This is a genomic window from Lysinibacillus sp. RS10 (assembly GCF_041956855.1).
In the GTDB taxonomy this organism is placed as follows: Bacteria; Bacillota; Bacilli; order Bacillales_A; family Planococcaceae; genus Lysinibacillus; species Lysinibacillus xylanilyticus_A.
Window position 1 is genome coordinate 2,672,509 of record NZ_CP167122.1, and the last position, 19,791, is coordinate 2,692,299.

Annotated in this window: 19 protein-coding genes and 2 pseudogenes; 5 read left to right on the top strand and 16 right to left on the bottom strand. The window is 35.6% G+C overall.

The annotated features are described in order from the left end of the window. The first annotated feature begins 428 nt into the window (after positions 1 to 428). Positions 429 to 1,652 (top strand): IS110 family transposase, encoded by a 1,224-nt coding sequence (locus ACB089_RS13695; RefSeq protein ID WP_374966900.1) that lies wholly within the window; start codon positions 429 to 431, stop codon positions 1,650 to 1,652. Positions 1,653 to 1,789: 137 nt separating this feature from the next. On the opposite strand, the gene ACB089_RS13700 is transcribed toward ACB089_RS13695, so the two are convergent. The 3 genes from ACB089_RS13700 to ACB089_RS13710 form a co-directional block, all read right to left on the bottom strand. After that, on the bottom strand, positions 1,790 to 2,314 hold the full coding sequence (locus ACB089_RS13700; RefSeq protein ID WP_374966901.1) for a DUF2199 domain-containing protein: 525 nt from the start codon (positions 2,312 to 2,314) through the stop codon (positions 1,790 to 1,792). 238 nt (positions 2,315 to 2,552) lie between these two features. Further along, complete coding sequence (locus ACB089_RS13705; RefSeq protein WP_374966902.1) at positions 2,553 to 3,191, bottom strand: pyridoxamine 5'-phosphate oxidase family protein; 639 nt, start codon at positions 3,189 to 3,191, stop codon at positions 2,553 to 2,555. A gap of 149 nt (positions 3,192 to 3,340) precedes the next feature. Further along, on the bottom strand, positions 3,341 to 3,502 hold the full coding sequence (locus tag ACB089_RS13710) for a hypothetical protein (protein WP_374966903.1): 162 nt from the start codon (positions 3,500 to 3,502) through the stop codon (positions 3,341 to 3,343). 303 nt (positions 3,503 to 3,805) lie between these two features. Between ACB089_RS13710 and ACB089_RS13715 the strand changes: the two genes are divergently transcribed. Beyond that, positions 3,806 to 4,279 carry a DUF2975 domain-containing protein gene (locus ACB089_RS13715; protein ID WP_374966904.1) on the top strand — a complete coding sequence of 158 codons (474 nt, stop codon included), beginning with the start codon at positions 3,806 to 3,808 and terminating at the stop codon, positions 4,277 to 4,279. Positions 4,280 to 4,820: 541 nt separating this feature from the next. On the opposite strand, the gene ACB089_RS13720 is transcribed toward ACB089_RS13715, so the two are convergent. The 5 genes from ACB089_RS13720 to ACB089_RS13740 all read right to left on the bottom strand — a co-directional run bounded on the left by ACB089_RS13720 (position 4,821) and on the right by ACB089_RS13740 (position 7,041). Continuing rightward, positions 4,821 to 5,039, bottom strand: a complete 219-nt coding sequence (locus ACB089_RS13720) for a hypothetical protein (protein ID WP_374966905.1) — start codon at positions 5,037 to 5,039, stop codon at positions 4,821 to 4,823. A gap of 281 nt (positions 5,040 to 5,320) precedes the next feature. After that, a complete protein-coding gene (locus ACB089_RS13725) occupies positions 5,321 to 5,689 on the bottom strand; it encodes a hypothetical protein (protein ID WP_374966906.1) in 369 nt (122 codons plus the stop codon). Positions 5,690 to 5,888: 199 nt separating this feature from the next. Continuing rightward, positions 5,889 to 6,518 carry a hypothetical protein gene (locus ACB089_RS13730; protein ID WP_374966907.1) on the bottom strand — a complete coding sequence of 210 codons (630 nt, stop codon included), beginning with the start codon at positions 6,516 to 6,518 and terminating at the stop codon, positions 5,889 to 5,891. 138 nt (positions 6,519 to 6,656) lie between these two features. Further along, positions 6,657 to 6,884 (bottom strand): hypothetical protein, encoded by a 228-nt coding sequence (locus ACB089_RS13735; RefSeq protein ID WP_374966908.1) that lies wholly within the window; start codon positions 6,882 to 6,884, stop codon positions 6,657 to 6,659. A gap of 10 nt (positions 6,885 to 6,894) precedes the next feature. Then, the gene (locus ACB089_RS13740; protein WP_374966909.1) at positions 6,895 to 7,041 is read right to left on the bottom strand and encodes a hypothetical protein; all 147 of its coding nucleotides are present in this window, start codon (positions 7,039 to 7,041) and stop codon (positions 6,895 to 6,897) included. A 258-nt stretch (positions 7,042 to 7,299) separates the two neighbouring features. Between ACB089_RS13740 and ACB089_RS13745 the strand changes: the two genes are divergently transcribed. After that, positions 7,300 to 7,518, top strand: a complete 219-nt coding sequence (locus ACB089_RS13745; RefSeq protein WP_374966910.1) for a site-specific integrase — start codon at positions 7,300 to 7,302, stop codon at positions 7,516 to 7,518. A gap of 110 nt (positions 7,519 to 7,628) precedes the next feature. Continuing rightward, positions 7,629 to 7,904: pseudogene (locus ACB089_RS13750) on the top strand (DnaA N-terminal domain-containing protein); the annotation flags it as partial. 108 nt (positions 7,905 to 8,012) lie between these two features. On the opposite strand, the gene ACB089_RS13755 reads toward ACB089_RS13750, so the two are convergent. The 7 genes from ACB089_RS13755 to ACB089_RS13785 all read right to left on the bottom strand — a co-directional run bounded on the left by ACB089_RS13755 (position 8,013) and on the right by ACB089_RS13785 (position 18,556). After that, positions 8,013 to 11,786: a S8 family serine peptidase gene (locus tag ACB089_RS13755; protein ID WP_374966911.1), complete on the bottom strand. Its 3,774-nt coding sequence runs from the start codon at positions 11,784 to 11,786 to the stop codon at positions 8,013 to 8,015. 515 nt (positions 11,787 to 12,301) lie between these two features. Continuing rightward, positions 12,302 to 13,090 carry a putative protein N(5)-glutamine methyltransferase gene (locus ACB089_RS13760; protein WP_374967564.1) on the bottom strand — a complete coding sequence of 263 codons (789 nt, stop codon included), beginning with the start codon at positions 13,088 to 13,090 and terminating at the stop codon, positions 12,302 to 12,304. 337 nt (positions 13,091 to 13,427) lie between these two features. After that, the gene (locus tag ACB089_RS13765) at positions 13,428 to 14,045 is read right to left on the bottom strand and encodes a hypothetical protein (protein ID WP_374966912.1); all 618 of its coding nucleotides are present in this window, start codon (positions 14,043 to 14,045) and stop codon (positions 13,428 to 13,430) included. A gap of 498 nt (positions 14,046 to 14,543) precedes the next feature. Then, positions 14,544 to 16,262, bottom strand: a complete 1,719-nt coding sequence (locus tag ACB089_RS13770; protein WP_374967565.1) for an ABC transporter ATP-binding protein — start codon at positions 16,260 to 16,262, stop codon at positions 14,544 to 14,546. After that, entirely contained in the window at positions 16,255 to 16,995 is a 741-nt protein-coding gene (locus tag ACB089_RS13775) for a MerR family transcriptional regulator (protein WP_374966913.1), read from the bottom strand. The genes ACB089_RS13770 and ACB089_RS13775 overlap by 8 nt, the downstream gene beginning before the upstream one ends. Positions 16,996 to 17,483: 488 nt before the next feature. Continuing rightward, entirely contained in the window at positions 17,484 to 17,969 is a 486-nt protein-coding gene (locus ACB089_RS13780) for a hypothetical protein (protein ID WP_374966914.1), read from the bottom strand. A gap of 146 nt (positions 17,970 to 18,115) precedes the next feature. After that, on the bottom strand, positions 18,116 to 18,556 hold the full coding sequence (locus ACB089_RS13785) for a hypothetical protein (RefSeq protein ID WP_374966915.1): 441 nt from the start codon (positions 18,554 to 18,556) through the stop codon (positions 18,116 to 18,118). A 189-nt stretch (positions 18,557 to 18,745) separates the two neighbouring features. On the opposite strand from ACB089_RS13785, the gene ACB089_RS13790 reads away from it, so the two are divergent. Next, positions 18,746 to 19,111 carry a VOC family protein gene (locus ACB089_RS13790; RefSeq protein WP_374966916.1) on the top strand — a complete coding sequence of 122 codons (366 nt, stop codon included), beginning with the start codon at positions 18,746 to 18,748 and terminating at the stop codon, positions 19,109 to 19,111. Positions 19,112 to 19,590: 479 nt separating this feature from the next. Here ACB089_RS13790 and ACB089_RS13795 read toward each other — a convergent pair. Next, positions 19,591 to 19,756: pseudogene (locus ACB089_RS13795) on the bottom strand (hypothetical protein); the annotation flags it as partial. Between the last annotated feature and the right edge of the window lie 35 nt (positions 19,757 to 19,791).

A 19,791-nucleotide genomic window follows, 5' to 3' on the forward strand; every position in this document is an offset into this window, starting at 1 on the left:
TAAAATCGGCAAATAAGTCTTGATATAACTAGAAAGACCCGAAATCCATTGCTCAAGTTTACTTTGAAAGAGCTTTTTGATTTTCTTATAGGTCTTATTTGTAGCATCTTTTTGAAACTCGATTAATTGCTGTAATACGGCAGCCTAAACTTCTTAGCTAACCTGCCCCGTTAGCCATCCATGTAGCGCAAAAACCAGCGCTACACCACAGAAGATGAAAATGTACTCAGAACGGGTATAGTATACTACGGCTGGGAGAGGAAGGTCGATAAACTATGGTGCCTTGAGCCCTTCCGTTAGTCTGACTCCAACGACCACGGTGTATCACTGACTGTCGCTCCCTCACGGGAAGCACTCATGGGAGATTCATCCTACTCAGGTTGCTGCACCAGCCTCTAATTTGATTGGCCGTAGAAAGGATGTTTCTAATGGAAGTCATCATTGAACGTGCATGTGGTATGGATATTCATAAGGATTCGATTACCGCATGTATTATGACACCCGAAGGCAAAGTGATTCAAACCTTTTCTACTAAAACGGTTTTTCTATTGCAGTTAATTGATTGGATTAAAGAACACGGCTGTACGCACGTAGCTATGGAAAGTACAGGTGTATTTTGGAAGCCTATTGTAAACATACTCGAGGCTGAGAGTATCGAATTTTTAGTTGTAAATGCCCAACATATCAAAGCAGTTCCTGGTCGTAAGACTGATGTTAAAGATGCGGAATGGATCGCCAAGTTACTTCGTCACGGATTGCTCAAAGCTAGCTTCATTCCAGATCGCACACAACGTGAATTGCGAGAATTAGTTCGGTATAGCCGGAGTATGATTGAAGAACGCGCGAGACAACATAACCGCATTCAAAAGGTACTTGAAGGTGCGAATATTAAACTTGGTTCTGTTGTGTCAGATGTGATGGGTGTTTCCTCTCTTGATATGCTTCGTGCCATTGCCGAAGGTGAAAATGATCCAGAAAAGTTGGCTGGCTTCGCTAGACGTTCAATGAAAAAGAAAAAAGCAGAGCTTGAACTCGCACTTCGTGGCTATATCCAACCACATCAACGACTAATGATTAAAACCATTCTTACTCATATTGATTTTCTGACTGCACAAATTGAATTGTTAAATCAAGAAGTTGCTTGCCGACTTTCCACACACCAAGAAGATATCGAAAGATTAGATTCTATTCCTGGTATCGCCACTCGAATGGCAGAACAAATCCTAGCTGAAATCGGAACTAATGTAGAAAAGCAATTTCCAAGTGCAGCACATCTCTGTTCTTGGGCGGGACTAGTACCTGGACACAACGAAAGTGCAGGAAAAAGGAAATCCTCCGCTATGAAGAAAGGCAATAAATATTTGAAATCGGCTCTAATCGAAGCAGCTCATTCCGTCAGAGGATCTAAAACCTATCTAGGTGCATTATATAGACGGACTGCAGCTCGAAAGGGTAAAAAACGAGCAGGCATATCCGTTGCTCATGCCATCTTACGCATTGCTTATTACCTTTTAACACGGAAAGAAATGTATATAGACTTAGGCGAAGACTACTTTGATAAACAAAAAGAACAATCCATTATTCGATATTCTGTTCGGAGACTTGAAAGTTTGGGTTACAATGTGACCATCACTGAACTAGGTGCTTCCTAATACAATCTAAACCTGATCTCTATTTTAGGCGCTACCATTTTTTTGAATATAAAGGTCGCGTTTGTTTTAGCATGGACTTTTTTAGAGCCAGAGATTTAATTTTCATGGGAGTTTAAGAAGCATAGATTCAAAAACGATCACTCTTTTTCTCGATTATCGCTATTAACACATAGTACACCAGCTATCTCTCGTACCCTTTCAATGGTTACTCCATTCCTATATTCCACTGCTAATGGATGGTCGGTTGGTTCGAGTTCAATGTAAGGTCTAATTCCATTTGGTCTATAATGAACCCTTGCTTTTAAATTCACAGTATCAGGATAACAAGGCAAAGCGGTAGATAACCAACCTAACATTGGTTCCAACAATTCTTGTTTGTCCCAGAGGGCATTTGTTTTATTAAAATTAGCTTCACTTAACGATACCCATACACCCCAAATTAAATGTTCATCTGTACTGATAATAGGAATTTCAATACATCCACGAATAAAGAAATGTTCATTGTCCATAATGCATAAGTCATCATCTAATTCAAACCTATCCTTACGTTCTTCAGGTGCAACATCATCATAATAAACTGGTGCAGGGCTTCCATAACTTGTAGGAAGTTCTTCATGATATTCCCCACAGCAATTACAAGTGAATCCAGTAATACTTGTCATTTTCCACCTCCATCATTTTAATCATCTAAATAGATTTAGTTTTATCCCATACCTTGATACCTTTTTAATTATCTCAAAATATCAAATCTTATGCTTTGTTAACTAGTTCCTTATAAAACTAACCTGCACCATTAGTTCAATAAGAAAAAAGAGCTGCCCATGCAACTCAATGATCTTCAAGTAAAGATCCCCGTTTGTTGAAGATCATTGCTGAGCATTGATTAAGAAAAACAACTTTTCAATAAAGTCTTTTTATATAACTTTCCTGAAGTCTTTCAGCAATTATATCAACACTAGAGTTTGGAATCTTAGCGTGTTCAAATAAAATTTTAGCAGCAGATGGTAATGTTTCTTTATTAGCCCAAGAGGACGGTTCCCATAATTTTGACCTCTTAAAAGCTTTTGCACAATGTATGAAACATTCCTCTACTTCCACTCCAATACCTACAATAGGTTTTTGTCCTTTAACAGCCATCTTTTCAAGTAGTTCATCATCTTTTACCAAATAAGCCTTACCGTTAACTCTGAGTGTTTCCCCTAATCCCGGAATAAAAAATAAAAGACCCACTTTCGGATTTAATAAAATATTACGCATAGAATCTATTCTTTTGTTTCCTGGTCTTTCTGGAATAATTAAATGCTTTTTATCTAGTACACGAACAAAACCAGGCATATCCCCTCTTGGTGAAACATCACAGAAACCTAAATTATCAGAAGTTGAAATCACTAAAAAAGGTGACTTAGAAATAAAATCATAACAATGATGGTCTAAATCTGTAATCACCTTTCTTATTACTAATTCACTAGGAAATCCAATAATTGAACGTAATTCTTCTTCAGTTTCAATCGTATTTTCAAATTTTTTATTTTGTTCCAAACAGACTTCGCTCCTTCGATTTACGACTAACATATGAGCTGATCATACCATTCTTCTTTAATTAAATGGCCCTTAAAAGCAAAAAGGGAGCAATTCTTATTCCGCGAATGCGCACGATTGTTGAATAAACCTATACTCTTCTTTTATTCTTATCCATCAGGATTTTCACTAGAGGCTTTCCACTCCAATTCATTTAACAGATTCAATGCTTTTTGAGTTGAGTCAATCAATGAGAAATCTTCTTTTGTTTTTCTTAATTTCAAGGCTTCTAAAAAACATTCTTCGGCTTCATTTTGCCTCGCTAATTTCATAAGACATTTATCTTTGTGTTGCTAGCCATACATGTGTATTTTTCCTTCTATTTATCAGAAACCTTTTTCGATTTCCAATCTAACCTTTTCAAATAGAAGAAGCACAATTCTTGCTACAGAATTGCGCACGATTGTTAGGTTCCTTCATCATAAAATTTACAATAATTCAAGTACGATTCCCACATAACAATCAAACTAACATTTAAAACAATAAAAATATAATAAAAAACAAAATAACTTTATTGATAATCGATAAATACTGTATTACAATTATATAATTATTAAATCAGTGAGGTGCTTTAAATGAATGGTAAACTAGGTTCAACTTTTTTCTTAAAGGTTGTTGCATTTCTTATTGGAATTGCGGTACTTGCCGTGTGTATATTTTTGTTGCCTGAAGCAGCCAGAAGAGATGCTATAGTGCGTCCAGGAGATTACTCGATATATCCGTTGTTAATATGCGCGTATGGAGTATGCATTACGTTTTCTGTAGCTTTGTATCAAGCATATAAACTATTGAGTTATATCGATCGTAACAACGCTTTTTCCGAGTTATCCCTTAAATCCTTGAAGGTTATAAAAAAATGCGCTTTTACAATTATTTTCTTAATTTTATTAGTAATAGTTTACTTAAGGGTGTATGCCATGTTCACGGGTGATGACCCAGCAGGTCCAATAGCACTTGGACTAATTGGGATATTAGCAACAGCTATCATCGCTGCCATTATGGACGTACTTCAAAAGCCATTAAAAAATATCCTAGAAAAAAAGAAATAAAAATGTATATGTTTATTTTGCAGGTATACTATATTCTTTCCCTATTAAATTAAATGGCTCTTAAATGAAAAATTGGCGCCTATTCTTTTTCAAGAATTGCGCCCGATTGTGGATGATCGTTATTTAACTAAAGCCCTTGTTAGTTATACAAACAGACTTACACAATAATTGCATATTATATAAATGGTGTGACAATAAGTAATTATCTCTTACCTTTTAGTTCTAAAATACGCAACCCAATGTTCTTCAAGTAAAGCCTCTGTAATAAACGAACAACATTTTGCATTAATAATTCCTCCCCCTAATAAACCCTACCACAACTTCTTACTTTTCATAATTGCTTATTCAACTAAACTGCGACATTAGTTCAATAAGAAAAAAGAGCTGCCTATTCCACTCAATGATCTTCAAGGAATGCACCCGTTAGCCATCCATGAAGCGCAAAATCAGCACTTCACCACAGAAAATGAAAGATGATTACGTTCTTTCATGGGAGTTCAATTAGAAAAAATAATTAACCAATTCTTTTGAAATAAAACCACTAAGTAATAGAAGATTCCTTTTTCTGTTTCCTTCTATAAAGATACCGCCATATATAATATGTTATCCAAGCAATTAAAGGAATCGAACCTGTAATGTATAGGTCTTGGATTTCAGTGAAATTCGCAATTAATATTCCTGCTATGAAAATTGGTACCATAATAACAAACCACATTCTAACTTCCTTGTTTTTAAAACTTAGTTCAAATCGATCACTCACTTGCCTCACCCCTTTAATTGAATAAGAAAAAAGAACTCTCTATGCAGCTCAATGATCTTCGAGTAAAGCCCCCGTTAGCCATCCATGTAGCGCAAAAACCAGCGCTATATCACAGAAAATGAGAGATGATTACGTTCTTTCATGGGAGTTTAAGTACATTCTTTCACAAACTTTATTGATTTAGCAACATTAAACAGTTTATATATTACAGAAATACTACTCCGTTAGCAGCTATGAAAAAGCAATCCATAAACGAAGAATTACTTCTTTTCGTTTCATATTTACTTATTACTTTGGCTGTTCGTATGACCTTGCTTGCTAAATACTCTTATAATTAATTGCCCTAAAATATAAATAATTGAAACAAATATAATGGCGGCATCTCTGCCAAAAGGTTTAAACCAACCTCCATCATCAACTATAAAAAAATAACCAAATATCAAAGAAATAACAGTCATGATAAAATTCAAACTAAAGAACAAAGGAAATTTAATGTTTCTCGTTGATATACCTACAACAATTATTAACACTAGAAATACCGGAAACAAAAAATCAGCGTGTTGCCTAGCAAGATGACTATTATATTCGTAATAATGAAATAAGAAAGGAACTGGAAATAAAGACAAAATACTTCTAATAAAAATCTTCAATATATATATACCTCCATATTAAATTGATTAAGAAAAACCACCTTATAGTGTAATTTTACACTATAAGGTGGTTTTTTCAATATGCTGTAGTTTTTTTATTTCTAATTCTTATTTAACTAATCTGCACCGTTAGTGAAAAAGCAACTGCCCTATTGAACAATCGCACTCCGTTAGTTCAACAATTACTGTATTATCTTTCTCACTTTAAAGTCCCTATCCAAACATCTCCTTTGTCGAGACTATATTGTAAGAAACCCCCAAATTCATTTTCAAATTTAATGGTTTCAAAGGCTTTTCCCTTAATTTTTGATACTTCTTTTTCAGTTAAACTTCCTTCTTCTAACCATTCATTCAAGTCGTTTTCATCGTAATAATCAATCTCTATGTGCAAATCCCATTGGAATTGTTCTAACTTGTCCCTCAAGGAATGAAATTTATTGAAAGGGAATTCCTTGTTTTCTTCCCTTATTTTGAAGGTTTTATTATAGAAATCAAGACAATCTCTATATGCAACGACAATTTGTGAATTGATAAAATTAGGGTCATAAAGCCAGATTTTTAAATAAAACTCTTCATTTTCATCCATCATTTTTCGATGCCACTCCAGGTAAACTTCAATCATTGCATCAAGTAAAAGTCGATTATACCAATTGGGAGGGTTTTTTCGTACCCATACATAAAAGGGATGAATCCACAATTTTTCGTATTGTCTTTGGTAATTCTTTAAATAGTCCATATCTAAATTTATTGCGTTTTGCTTCCATCTTTCAATTTTTCTCCTATGTCTTTTCCAACCTCGTATTTTCTTCTTTTTTGAGTAATAAAACACTTGTACACTTCCTTTGTAGTTCATATAACTCAATAATATCTTATATTTTTGCTGAACTAACCTGCACCGTTAGTCTAAGAAGAAAATGCTCTACCCTTATTGAAGTAAAACCCCAGTTAGTTCAGTTAGTATAATTAATTATTCAAAACTATTTTCATAAATATCCAAGAATTTCGCTATCATTACACCTTGTTGAACAACGGTTTCATCTTTAGTTTCAAGTTGCCAAGCATAGGTCATATAATTTTTATAATTTTTTTGGCTAATAGGCTTTAAATCATGTTCTTTGGCAGTGGCTGCAAACCCTTCTTTATAATCAATTTGAGCTTGTTGTAATGCTTTCTGATGATTTTTAAAAACGGGCATGCCATCAGCATTAGGCTCCTATTTCATAAGCTTCATCGTCACCAAAATCAGCATTTAATTGGCTTGTATCATAGTCATCAACTACTTTTGAAGAGGAATTACAGGCTGTTAAAAGCATAAGTAAAACTATACTAATAATGATCAATGTTTTTTTCATTTTTCTCCTCCTAAGAACATAGCTCTTATATGTTATTATTCTTTTTTTTGATTTAATGTCCTTCTAGCCCCGTTAGCCATCTATGAAGCGCAATAAACAGCACTTCACCACAAAAAATGAAAGATGATTAAGTTCTTTCATGGGAGTGAAGTATTTTTTCTATGTATACTCTTTCTAGCAAATTGGAAATAACTTCTCTATAAATACTATTTTTGGAGGAGTGTATTTTGTTAATGTCAAAAGCATGAGAAAAGTGAATTGAAGGTTTTTTCCTTACAAACTTTAAAAGCATATCATCTTCAGGCGACATTACTTACTCGCTATTTTGAAGATATTGATATTGAGAGACTTACGACTGTTCAACTAAAAGAGTACTTAGCAAAATCTAATGTGTATCTTAAACCCTCTAGTCTTGCTCACCGAATTCGTTTTATGAAATCATTGTTCCGTTGGTCACATGAAGAAGGACATAGATAGATGGTTAATCACAGCCAAGACAATGCATGAACAAGCCAAAGCAAAAACTTGAATTAAATGGACAAATGCCAGATGAAATCTTAATGAACTCAGTACAAGAGACTGGCCGCTTGGAACATTTAGAAGAACTTTGGAAAAATGTCCTGGTTCGGGTTGGACAAGAAATTTCTAAACCAAGCTTCGAAACGTGGATAAAGTCTACAAAATTACTGTCCTATAATAGTAGTGACTCAACTGTGACGATTTCTGCGCCAAATTCGTTTGCTCGAGCCTGGCTTGAAAATCACTATATGCATTTGATTAAATGTATATTAACGGATCTTACAGGTGAAGAGTTGCTTATTAACTTTGTTAATCAAAAAACCAGGACTGATTTCGATTTACCTAAGACGAACTAACCAAGCAAAGCCAAAAAGAGAAATTGCACTGTGCAATTTCTCTTTTTGCTTGAACTGAAATTAATTATAACTCATCCTCGGTAACTTCATTATTATTTAATTACCGTTACCATTACCGTTGCCATTGCCATTGCCATTTCCATTGCCGTTGCCATTTCCATTTCCATTGCCGTTGCCATTGCCATTGCCATTTCCATTGCCGTTGCCATTTCCATTTCCATTGCCGTTGCCATTGCCATTGCCGTTACCATTGTCATTCCCTGGCTTTACAACCAACACATCAAATGTTAGTGTATGCTCACCATACGTTACCGTAACCGTCGTATTCCCTTGACCTTTTCCTTTTACAGCCCCTGCTTTTACAGTAGCTATTTTATCATTCGCTACTTCGTAGGTTGCAAGATTTGTAACATCTTTTTCTGTTGTTTTACCATCAAAAGTAGTTACTTCAGTAATCTTAACTGTAACTTCTTTACCTATTCTAGTTTCAACCTGAGCTTGGTCAATTTCTAGTGTTACTATTGGTTGTTCTACATCAGGTGCTTTAACTGTAACATTTATAGTAACTTCATTATCACCGTATGAAATAGTAATTGTAGTCGTGCCCTCATCTACTGCAGTTACTAATCCATTTACTATTGTTGCAACATTTTCATCTCCAACAACATAAGTTGCTTTTGAAGTTACGTCTTCCTTTGTTGCATCACCTTCTACAGGCGTTGACGTTTCTGTTACCGTAAGTTGTGCAGTTTCTCCAGCTGTTAGGGCTAGCTCAGTTGGATTTACAGAAAGTGTTACTACTGGTTCTACTACTTCTTTTTCATATATCTTCGCTTCACCAACATTCCCAGCAGCGTCTTTAATTATTACTGATACAGCATTTGTTTCTGCTGTTACTGGGAATGTGAAGCTACCATCTTGATTTAATTCAAAAGCAACTGGAGCTTGTACTTCGCCATTCACCGTCGAAATATAGGAAGCTTTTAATTTATCATTTAAATTGTAATTTAAACCATATAAATATAACTCTTCATTGTAGTCGATATACTTATCTGTTACCTGTCCTGTAGCGACACCTTCAGCTACTGAACCAGTAATTTCTGGTTTAGTCGATTTCACGATAATTGGTCCAACATAATCGGAAACTACTCCTGATGCTGCAAGGCCGGTGAAGTCAATTGTATACAGACCATCTGGAATCTTTGTGGCAGGTGCTGTTCCCCATGGCTTGTACTGCCCACCAATATTCAGCGTATAAGAGCCTTTTCCTAGCGCAGTACCTGCATGTAGATAACCAATGTAGCCGTCTCCGTATTCTCCACCTTCAGGATTCATAATATCCCAAAGCTCGATATAGTTAGTTGTTACATCTCCAGTTAATGTGAATGAAAGTACAGCTGAGTCTTTTACTCCATCTCCGTTAAAGGATAGGTCTGTTTCTGTAATCTTAAAATCTTTAATTTCAGTTGCTGCCGCGCCGCCAAAGTCGGCTGCGAATGGCAATGAAATTTCTGTATCTCCACCGTTAATGTTAATATACCCTAGTATTTCAGAGCCGTTTGGTGCCGTAGCTTGTGAAGCAGTTAATGTAATATTTAAAAGTTGCTCACCATCTAGATTAAATGTCGGCTGATCTACTGTAACCGTTGCATCACCAAATGTTTTTGTTACATCAATTGATACGTTATAATTGCCACCGTTCCCTTTAATATCTTTTACTAAAACTTGTTTCGTTACAGAAATATCCCGGTCTTTAAGCGATTGTGGACCGAAAGTAACTGTACCTTTCAAGTTTTCTGTAACTATACCAGTTCCATCTAAAATTGCGCTATCAAGTGCATAGGCAAGAATTTCCGGATGAGCTGCTGCATAAGCATCTACACGCCCTGCACCCTGAGAAAACACATCGTATTTTGTTTTATCTATAACCTTTGCTGTATTAGAAAGCGCCACTTTTACATCGAACGCGTTCCAATCCGGATTTGCTTGTTTAACTAATGCAGCAATACCTGCAATATGCGGTGTTGCCATAGAAGTTCCTGTTTTACGACCATATGCTTCCCCATAATCTGCATCAGGGAAATCTTTTTTATACATTGGAATCGTTGACATAATGTTTGTTCCAGGTGCACTTACATCTGGTTTAATATCAAAGTTTGGTGTAGATGGTCCACGTGAACTTGAAGAGTTTACATCATCTCCCAGTGTCTTTGTGGAAGCAAATTTACTAAAGCTTACTTTTCCGGTTCCGCTTGCTAATGCAGCGCGAATTGCATCGCCATCCGTTTGGGACATATCAAATGTTGGCAGAAATTCAAATGAATCACCAAGGAATGTACCTGAAATGTTCGGTGCATTCGTTCCACCGGCAAAGTTATGAATAATTGTTGCGACTGCTCCATTTGCCTTTGCATTCGCAATTTTATCAACGAATGCGATACTGCCACGAGAAATCAATGCCACTTTACCTTTTACATCAATTCCTGCATAGTCTTTTACTTCCCCGTTTCCAGGAACAGCAACTAGGTCAAATTCTCCTTGAAGCTGTGTTTCTAAATTTTTCGCAAAGGTCGTTCCCATTAATGGAAGCTGCTTTGTTAAGTTGTAGTTGCCAACTGTAACATTCACTTCACCGTTATACATTGTTTCAGGATTTGTTGTGTTACCAACAGCAATTCCTAAACGAGCGGTTGCAGGCGTGCCCATTGTTCCGCGATTTGGGCCTTCGTTCCCTGTTGCAAGTACTCCGATTGTTCCAGCCATCATTGCATTATTAATAGCAAATGAACCAGCATCCGTTTCAGAGTTAGCTCCCCCGCCAAGTGAAAGGTTGATAATGTCCATTTTTTCGTTTACAGCAGTTTCAATTGCTTTCACAATACCAGATGTAGATCCACTTCCGTATGCCCCAAGAACACGGTAAGCATAAAGGTCTACTTTTGGAGCAATTCCTTTAATACCAAATTCGTTAGCTCCGATTGCTGCAATTGTTCCAGCAACATGTGTACCGTGAGAAGTATAGAACGCGCTTCCTTTTTCATTAAATTCAGGTGTCCCGACTGGACGCTCCGAAGGCAATGTTTCCGATGCATCGTCATCTGCCCGAGGCTTCGTGTAAGTTGCTGAATTCGGAATGAAGTTTTTTCCACCTTTATAAATTCCGGCAAACTCAGGGTGATCTGCATCAATACCCGTATCTAATACTGCTACTTTTATCCCTTGTCCTTCAAGTCCTTCCTTCCAAAGCTGTTCGATGCCAAGGAAAGAATTACTTGTATTCATTTGAGCTTCTAATTGATCTTCTTTAATAAGTTCCGATGATTTCATTGTATTATCTTCTGATGCGTAAACAATTGCATCAGGTTCGATTAATGTAATTCCTTCTACTGTAAGCAGTTTCGGGAGATCATTTGCTTTTACAGTTGCCGCAAAACCGTTTAAAACAGTATCAAATGTGTATCCTTGAGTCATCTGAACTTTTTTAGCAGCTAACTCTTGTTTAACCTCTGCTTGTTGTGCTTTTACATTTGAACGAACTTCATTTGCTCGGGCATTAGAGAATTTTTTGCCTTTGACTTGGCTCATTCCTTGCTCTAGTGCCACAGGCTTTTCAGATAAATGAACGATGACTGCAACATCTTGATTGCCTGATACATTTTGTAAGCTTTCGTGAAGAGTTGGACCATCTTTAGACAAGCTTAGCTGTTCAGCGATAGCCGCCTTTTGTTGAATTATACTTTCACTTTGACTATCCTGCTTGAATGGTTTCGATTCTTCAGCACTAGCGCTCGACAATGGCACCAATAGAGAAAGCACCATAACGAAAGCTAGAATACTACTTAAGAACTTCGTAAACTTAAACTTTTTCAAATCTCATTTCCCCCTTCTGCTTTTAGTTGTCACACTTTTCAGTTTAGTGCGATATTTCAAATTTATCACAAAGATACCAATACGAATATCGGAATATTTAAACATTTTAAAATATTGATAATTAGTATCAATTTATCAAATATAGATTAAATCTATCTTCCTGGAAATTTAATAAAAAAGTAGAACTTTCAAACGAGAAAGATTTACAGTAATTCATTAATTAATCCTATCAAGGCAGCAGTCGGTGGTGCAGTTGCTTATAGAAAATTAGGAGAACAGTAAGAGGAGTGATTGGAGGGGAATCGGAATTTGCAGCTCTTTTACTCCTCCCACTGTCTGGTTAATCACAATGTGAATATACATCAATTCCAGACTGTTTAAGGTAATATATCCAAAAAATCCTTCTCCAACTAATATGCACTGTTAGCACAAGAAGCGATTGTTATAATTGAACAATCGCTTCCTAGTTGAACAAGGATTTGAAGTTAATTTCAAATTTACGTGTTATCGGTAGTTTAAGGATTTCTTCCAATAACAACTGTTGCATCTAATTCATCATCCCTAGCTATTTTGGTAATTAGGCCAACATTAGCAAAAACTTCTGAAGTTTGAGTAGCCTGAATTTCACTCGTCTCTATCAATAGATGTCCTCCAGAAACAAGCCAGTGAGATGCTTTTTCTACTACCTTTCGCTGAAGGTCTAGTCCATCCAACCCACCATCAAGTGCCGTTTTTGGTTCGTATAAACGTGCTTCTTGGGGAAGCAGTTTTATTGAATCAGTAGGAACGTAAGGTGCGTTAGCTACTATGATGTTCACTCGACCTCTCAATGAATCGGATAAGGCATCATATAAATCACTTTGATAAACGTGACCACCAACCTTAGTTATGTTACGGGAAGTACATCGTACAGCAACAGGGTCAATATCAACGGAGTGTAATAAAATCTTTTTAAGGTCGGTTGCAATTGCAGCACCAATAGCACCAGACCCGCAACATAAATCCAAAACAATATCATATGGGCGGGCTAAAACTTTTGCTTGCTGAACTAGAAATTCCGTACGTCGACGTGGTATAAAAACTCCTTGTTCTACTTCTATTCGTAGCCCACAAAACTTCGTAAACCCAAGTGCGTATTCAAGCGGTAAACCACTTACTCGTTTTTCTACCATTTTCATTAAATCCTCTATACTTCTTGCCTCAGTGGTAAGTAACTGCGTTTCTTCTTCAGCGAAGACACAACCCCCACTCCGTAGTCTGTTGATTATACTTCTTTCAGTTTTATTATCTAAAAATAAATTGATTTTCTGTGCTATTAATCTCACCGCTTCCTTAATCCCAGTTATTTATCTTTTTATTCTAGAAATAATATAAATGTCCTTCTTCAACTAAACTGCTGCTTTAGTTCAATAAAAAAAGAGCTGCCTATGCAACTCAATGATCTTCAAGTAAAGCCCCCGTTAGCCATCCATGAAGTACCAAAATCAGCACTTCACCACAGAAAATGAAAGATGATTAAGTTTTTTCATGGGAGTTGAAGTGAAAATCTTCATAATCTTTTTTTACCTCAACAAAATCTAATCCCTCAATGTATAGGGCATATTTTTTCGCTGTAAAGTACCATCTCACTTCTTTAGTTATTTATTTCGGGACGATACCTAGCAATCTTCTACCCATTAACCATATTGCCAGACCAGTTCCCCACAAGATCAGGGCAGAGCCAAAGCCTACCACAGACATAAATGCATTTATTTGATGTTCCCCTAGTGTGATCTTCGCAGGCACAAACAGTAATGTAATAATAGCAAGTAAACAAAGGAGTGCACCTGTAAAATAATAGAATTTAACTTGGAATAGAGGGGCCAATGGGATAAAATGAACACCGACAATAATAGCTATTAAGACAGGTAAAAGTTCAGTGTGACGAGTAGCGTTACAGACAGCAATCGTAATTGCTATTGCCAAACCCTCTGCCGCGAAAATAATATTAAACCAAAACCTCGTACGCTTCCCATGACTTAAGTCTGTTTTTGAAACCTGATTCGTCAATTCTCGCGATGCGCGTATTAATGAAACACCGCCGATGAACAGCCCTATACCGATGGCAACAGCAGTAACTAACAATAATGGAACGCCCCAGCCTTGTAATCCCATAATTCCTGTGTACGCCCACAGAGTACCGAAAAACGCCATGAAAAATACACCAGTTGCCGTTCCATGTACTGCGAATCTAGGAATAATTCTTGATGTTTGTGTCACAAATAAAAACCTCCTATTACCTAAGTATTTGTTCATTGCAACCGCATATCAATTTACCTTAGTATAAGGAATTTTATTCGTAAAAAAATCCGATATACCTTTTTATATTTATATTCAGGTGGGTAAATTACTGAATAATTTTCCCTGTTAGCTCAATAAAAAAAGAGCTGCTTATGCAACTCAATGATCTTCAAGTAAAGCCCCCGTTTGCCATCCATGAAGTACCAAAATCAGCACTTCACCACAGAAAATGAAAGATGTATAAGTTCTTTCATGGGAGTTTAAGTGTATACATTCACAAATAGTTATTTCAACTTATATCTCTTTCTAAAAGAGACTAAAAACTAAATTAAAGAGCATCATTCTTATATGTGAATGATACTCCTCTAAAAACAGCACTTGCTTATGTTACGGTTTTTCGTATTATGGGTAAGTGCGATTCAATTTGTTTCACTATGTGGCAAATTTACGACTTTATTCAAACTCGATAATCATTTATTATATAGCTTCTGTCGTCATTAATTTAATTAGCTGTTTATAGTAAGTATGGTTTTCTTGAAGCTCCTCATGTTTTCCAGAACCAGTAATCAGACCATCCTCAAATACTAGAATTTGATCCGCATGTGTAATTGTCGATAAACGATGTGCAATAATAACCGTTGTACGTTCTTTCATTACATGCTCAAATGCCTTTTGTACTTCTCTCTCTGAGTCATTATCAAGGTTAGATGTTGCTTCATCTAATAATAATATCGCTGGATTTCGGAATAATGCACGTGCTATCGCTATCCGCTGCCTTTGCCCACCTGATAATTTAATTCCTCCCTCCCCTACTTCTGTATCTAACCCTTTTTCAAATTGTTGGACAAAATCCCATGCATAAGCGTTTTTTAATGCCCCTATAATATCTGCTTCTAAAACCTCACTTTTGCCATAAGTTACATTATCTCGAATTGTTCCATTCATGAGTGGTGCTTCTTGCGATACATACCCAAATAAACTGCGCCACTGCTTTAAATCGATACTTTCAATAGGCTGTTCTCCAAATCGAATAGTACCATCTGTTACATCATAAAATTGTTCTATTAATGAAAACATTGTGGTCTTTCCTCCCCCACTGGCACTAACCAATGCGGTTGTTTTTCCTGCTGGGATCGTAAAGGAAATACCTTTTAAAATAGGGTTGTCATTATATTGAAACGCAACATTTTCAAAAACAATCGACTCATCGGGAGACGAAATAACATTCATCCCGTGCCCTTCGATTGGTTCGTTCAAAATTTCTTGTAATCGTTCTGTTGCACCCATCGCTTTTTGAAATGCAGTGAAAAATGTTGCCATTTGAGTAAATGGCATAATAATTTGCACAAGATAAATCATAATTGCTACTAGTTCACCCGCTGAAATCGTACCTGTTGCTACTTTCGCGCCACCATAGCCAAATAATAAAATGAGTACAACCATCATAATGAACGTCATAATCGGTGATAAAACTGCTAAAATTTTTCCTTCCTTCAACCCAAATTGATACAAATGATGAATTTTTTCTTCTCCATTTTGCTGCTCAAAATTTTCTGTTTGCGAAGTTTTCACGAGTCGAATATTCGTTAATACACGCCCCAACTGTCCTGTAAAACTAGCAAGCTCGTCTTGATTTTCTTTTGCGATTTTATGAATACGTTGTCCAAGAGGCAGTGTCAATAAAATTGCTACTGGAACTGCAGTTAGCATCAGTAGTGTCATTTTCCAATCAATGATGATTAGTATTATTACTGCACCGACAATTGCAAATAAACCCGAAATAAAACTAATCAAATGATCTGTAATAAGCTCCTTAATAACATTAGAATCTTGCGTAATTCTGCTCATTGTTTCACCAGATTCATGTGCATCAAAGTAAGGAATACGTAACCGTAAAACATGTGCCCATACTGTATTGCGCAAATTTGCCACAATTCTTTCCCCAAGCTTACGCATCATATAAAACGTTACTCCACTCAGTACAGCTTGGAAAATTAGAAATGCACCTACTAATAAAATCGACTGCAATGAAAAGCCAATCGTTGAAAAATCATTAATCATTCTCATCGTAACCAAGGGAACAGCCAACCCGATAAGTGTTTCAACGATACTTAGTAAAAGAGTGCCTATCGTGAGTTTCTTCGACAATCGATTACTATTAACAAGCTGCCAAATTCCTCGTACAGAATTATTCATCATCCACATCTCCATACACCCCAAGTCTTTCAGCCTGCGAAATCAACCACTCTTCCTCTTCCTTTGTAAAGGGCGTAGGAAATAACCATTCATTTAGTTGAATATCCTCATATTCCATTAATACTTCTACTAACTCTTCTATCATATCTTGTGGAATTAGTGAGAATAACTGCTCGATTAACGATTTCAAATATTCGTCTTGAGTCGGTTGAATGTATGCCTGCTTCAACTGATTTGCTAAATCTATGTATTTTTGATTTATTTCAATAATATTCATTCCGAAAAAGTCATATAGGCGCTCTACCAACTCATCAGGTAATATACTTCGCCAATAGTCCCTTTGTTCATCCTCTTTTAGTAAGTTAAAAATAACCGTTAAAAAAATTGATGTATCAATTACTTCACTTTGTTTTCCTATCTCAATCACCTGATCCAAACTAGCAATAACACGATCAATTTGGTTTCGCTTCTTCTCTAGTTGTAGTTTTTGAAACATTAATGATTCTATTAGCTGCTGTTCCCCATTCCGTAAAAGATCTTCAATCTCCTCCAATGAGTAATCTAAATATTTTAATGTTACTATTTTTTGAATTGTTTCAATGCTATCATCATTGTAATAACGATGACCCGAATCTGAAATAAAACATGGTTCTAGCAATCCCTTTTCACTATAATATCGTAACGCTCGTACCGTTAGCCCCGTCTTTTTAGCAAATTGACCTATTGAATACATATTTTCATCTCCCTTTTCTTTAGTATAAAATCTACCGTTACGTCAGATGCAACTACTTTAATTCACTTAACAAAATAAGAACACAACCTATTGCGTTCTTGAATAAAAAATCTTATATAATTAATACGACGATTTTTATTTCTGTGAAATTATGAACCGCACTTACTTATGATACGGTTCAGCGTAACTAATATTAAATTCGTAATAAAAATGGAATTCCTTATTTAACTAACCTCCGTTAGTAAAATAAGAAAAAAGAGCTGTCTAAAACAGCTCAATGATCTCAAGTAAAGCACCCCGTTAGCCTTCCATGTAGCGGAAAACTCCGCACTTCACCACAGAAAATGAAAGATGATTAAGTTCTTTCATGGGAGTTTAGGTACATTTATTTACAATCTTATTATGTATAATGCATGCTCAATTAATTTTTTCATGGAACTAGGAATCGAGTATGAAGAAAAAATTGTAAAATTGATTTGTTCCCTTTTTTATTTCAGTTTAGCTTTAATTTGTTCCAGTTCATCCTCTCTAAATATTTCAATGTTGTAATTGTAATCAAGATTTATAAGAATATCGTTCGCTTGATGTAATTTTGTAATATCTTTATCTGCTAATCCTTGCTCAGTTAGCTTCAAAACTTTGTTTAATACTTCCTTTATTTCCTTAGAAGCGTTAACTTTTTCCGCCAATTTATTTGCTCCTTTTACGTAATCCATAAGAAGGTCAGTATTTCCCATTTCATCAAAGGATTCAACATTTCCTACAAGTGCATCAAGCCAAATTGAGGTGTTATGGATTCCATCCGACAATGTGCCATTTGTATTTAAATCTTCATCTTTTGCAGTATACACAACTTGTAATTCTTTAGATTTAACCGTTGTTCCTTCAACTTTTTCACTTTTCGCTCCAGTCTCAGATGAACAACCTGTTAAAGCCAAAAGTAGAAGGATTAGAAATAAATTTAACTGTTTCATTAGATCCTCCTAATATATAATATTCACTTATTCTCATCGGATTACTTTAAACATTATACCAAAATATACATTATTTAACTAATCTGTTCCATTAGTAAAAAAGCGACTGCTCTATTGAACACTCGCCTCCGTCAGTAAAAAAAGACTTACTTAACTTCAATTACAAAGGCATAATTCGAACTTCCCTTTTCCCAATGTGCAGAAACACTATAAATATATACACCTTTTTCTTTTGGCACTAATAATACATTGTCATTTAGTGGAGCATTTTCTATTTCATCGTTACTAAACCATATATATGCGCCCAATGTATTTTCTTGTGGTTTACGATTAAATTCTATTTTTAATTCAGCTCCAGGTGAAACAACAACAGGTTTAAGTTCTTGATGTTTAATAAGATCTGGCGGGGAAATCTTATCAACACATTGAACGTTAATAAGCCCACTCCAACAATAAGAACCTCGTGCCACTTCTACTGTATTATTTTCAATAGTTATGGTTGGTTTGGGTGGTTTAATGTTAAGTACAAAATAAATCCCAACTACTAACACAACTACGGCTATTACAGAAATAAAAACCTTTTTCATACACTTTCCCCCTTAGTGTTTCTAAAGACCTTATTCCACTAAACTGCACCGTTAGTGAAAAAGCGATTGCTCTAATTGAACAATCGCACCAATTAGTTTATTAAGACTACTGAATAAAATTTCAAAAAAGGATTGATATTAATGTATGTAGAATATTTACTATAATACTAAAAAAGGTGGTCTAAAATAGTGAATCAGATTTGTGTGATAAGCATTTATGTGCCAAATTTAAACAAAGCAATAGACTTTTACACTAATACTTTAGGGTTTGAATTAAACAAGCAGTATGGTCCTAAAATTGCATCACTTGTTCACGGAGAGTTACCAATTATTTTAGAAGAGAACGATCATACAACCTATAATCAAGATAATAAAATTACAGGAGTTGTATTAGGATTGCAAACTGAAGATATTTTTGAAACGGTTAAATTCTTAAACGAGAAGGAAGTGAATTTTATTGTAGATGTACCAACTAATTGTCCTCCAGGAAAATATATTAGTTTTAGAGACCCTTTCGGAAATATTTTTGAATACCTCCAATTTGAAAATATGTAACAAATCGAGTAGGAGGAAGTGATTAGCTCCCGACCTCTCAAACCACCGTACGTACGGTTCCGTATACGGCGGTTCAATTAAGTTGAACAACGCAAAATTTCGTAAAGAATTTGCTAGCATTTCAGTACTTGGCTTTCCCAGTAGTAATTGCCGAGGGTTCTGTGTAATATGAGGCTTTTTGAGATGCGCCAGTATCCTTTTGTATCGGACTTTCACCTACTAGTTATTTCCCATGCTGGGCGCACAAAAAAAGTGCTGAAGTTAAGCAGAATTTCTGCTATCTAGCTTCAGCACTTTTTGTTGGGTTTCTTTAAATAGTTTTCTTATTTAAAAGATAGAAATAATTTTATCTAGTATTCCAGTTATATCAAGGAATACGATGATAATTACTAACGGAATAATATATCTCATGATAAAGAACCAAATGTTAAATACAGTAGCACCCAAACTAGAATGCTGTAATACTTCTTCACGTAATTTACTCTTTTTAATCTTAAGTGGTACGAAAATAGAGATTAAAAATACGCCGAGTGGCATTAATATATTACTAACTAAATAATCTGCGGCATCAAATATATTCTTCGAGAAGATGGTAATATCTTCAAAAACACTATATGATAATGCAGACGGAACTCCAACTGCGAAACATATGAAACTAAAAAAAGAATTGAAGGTGTTTT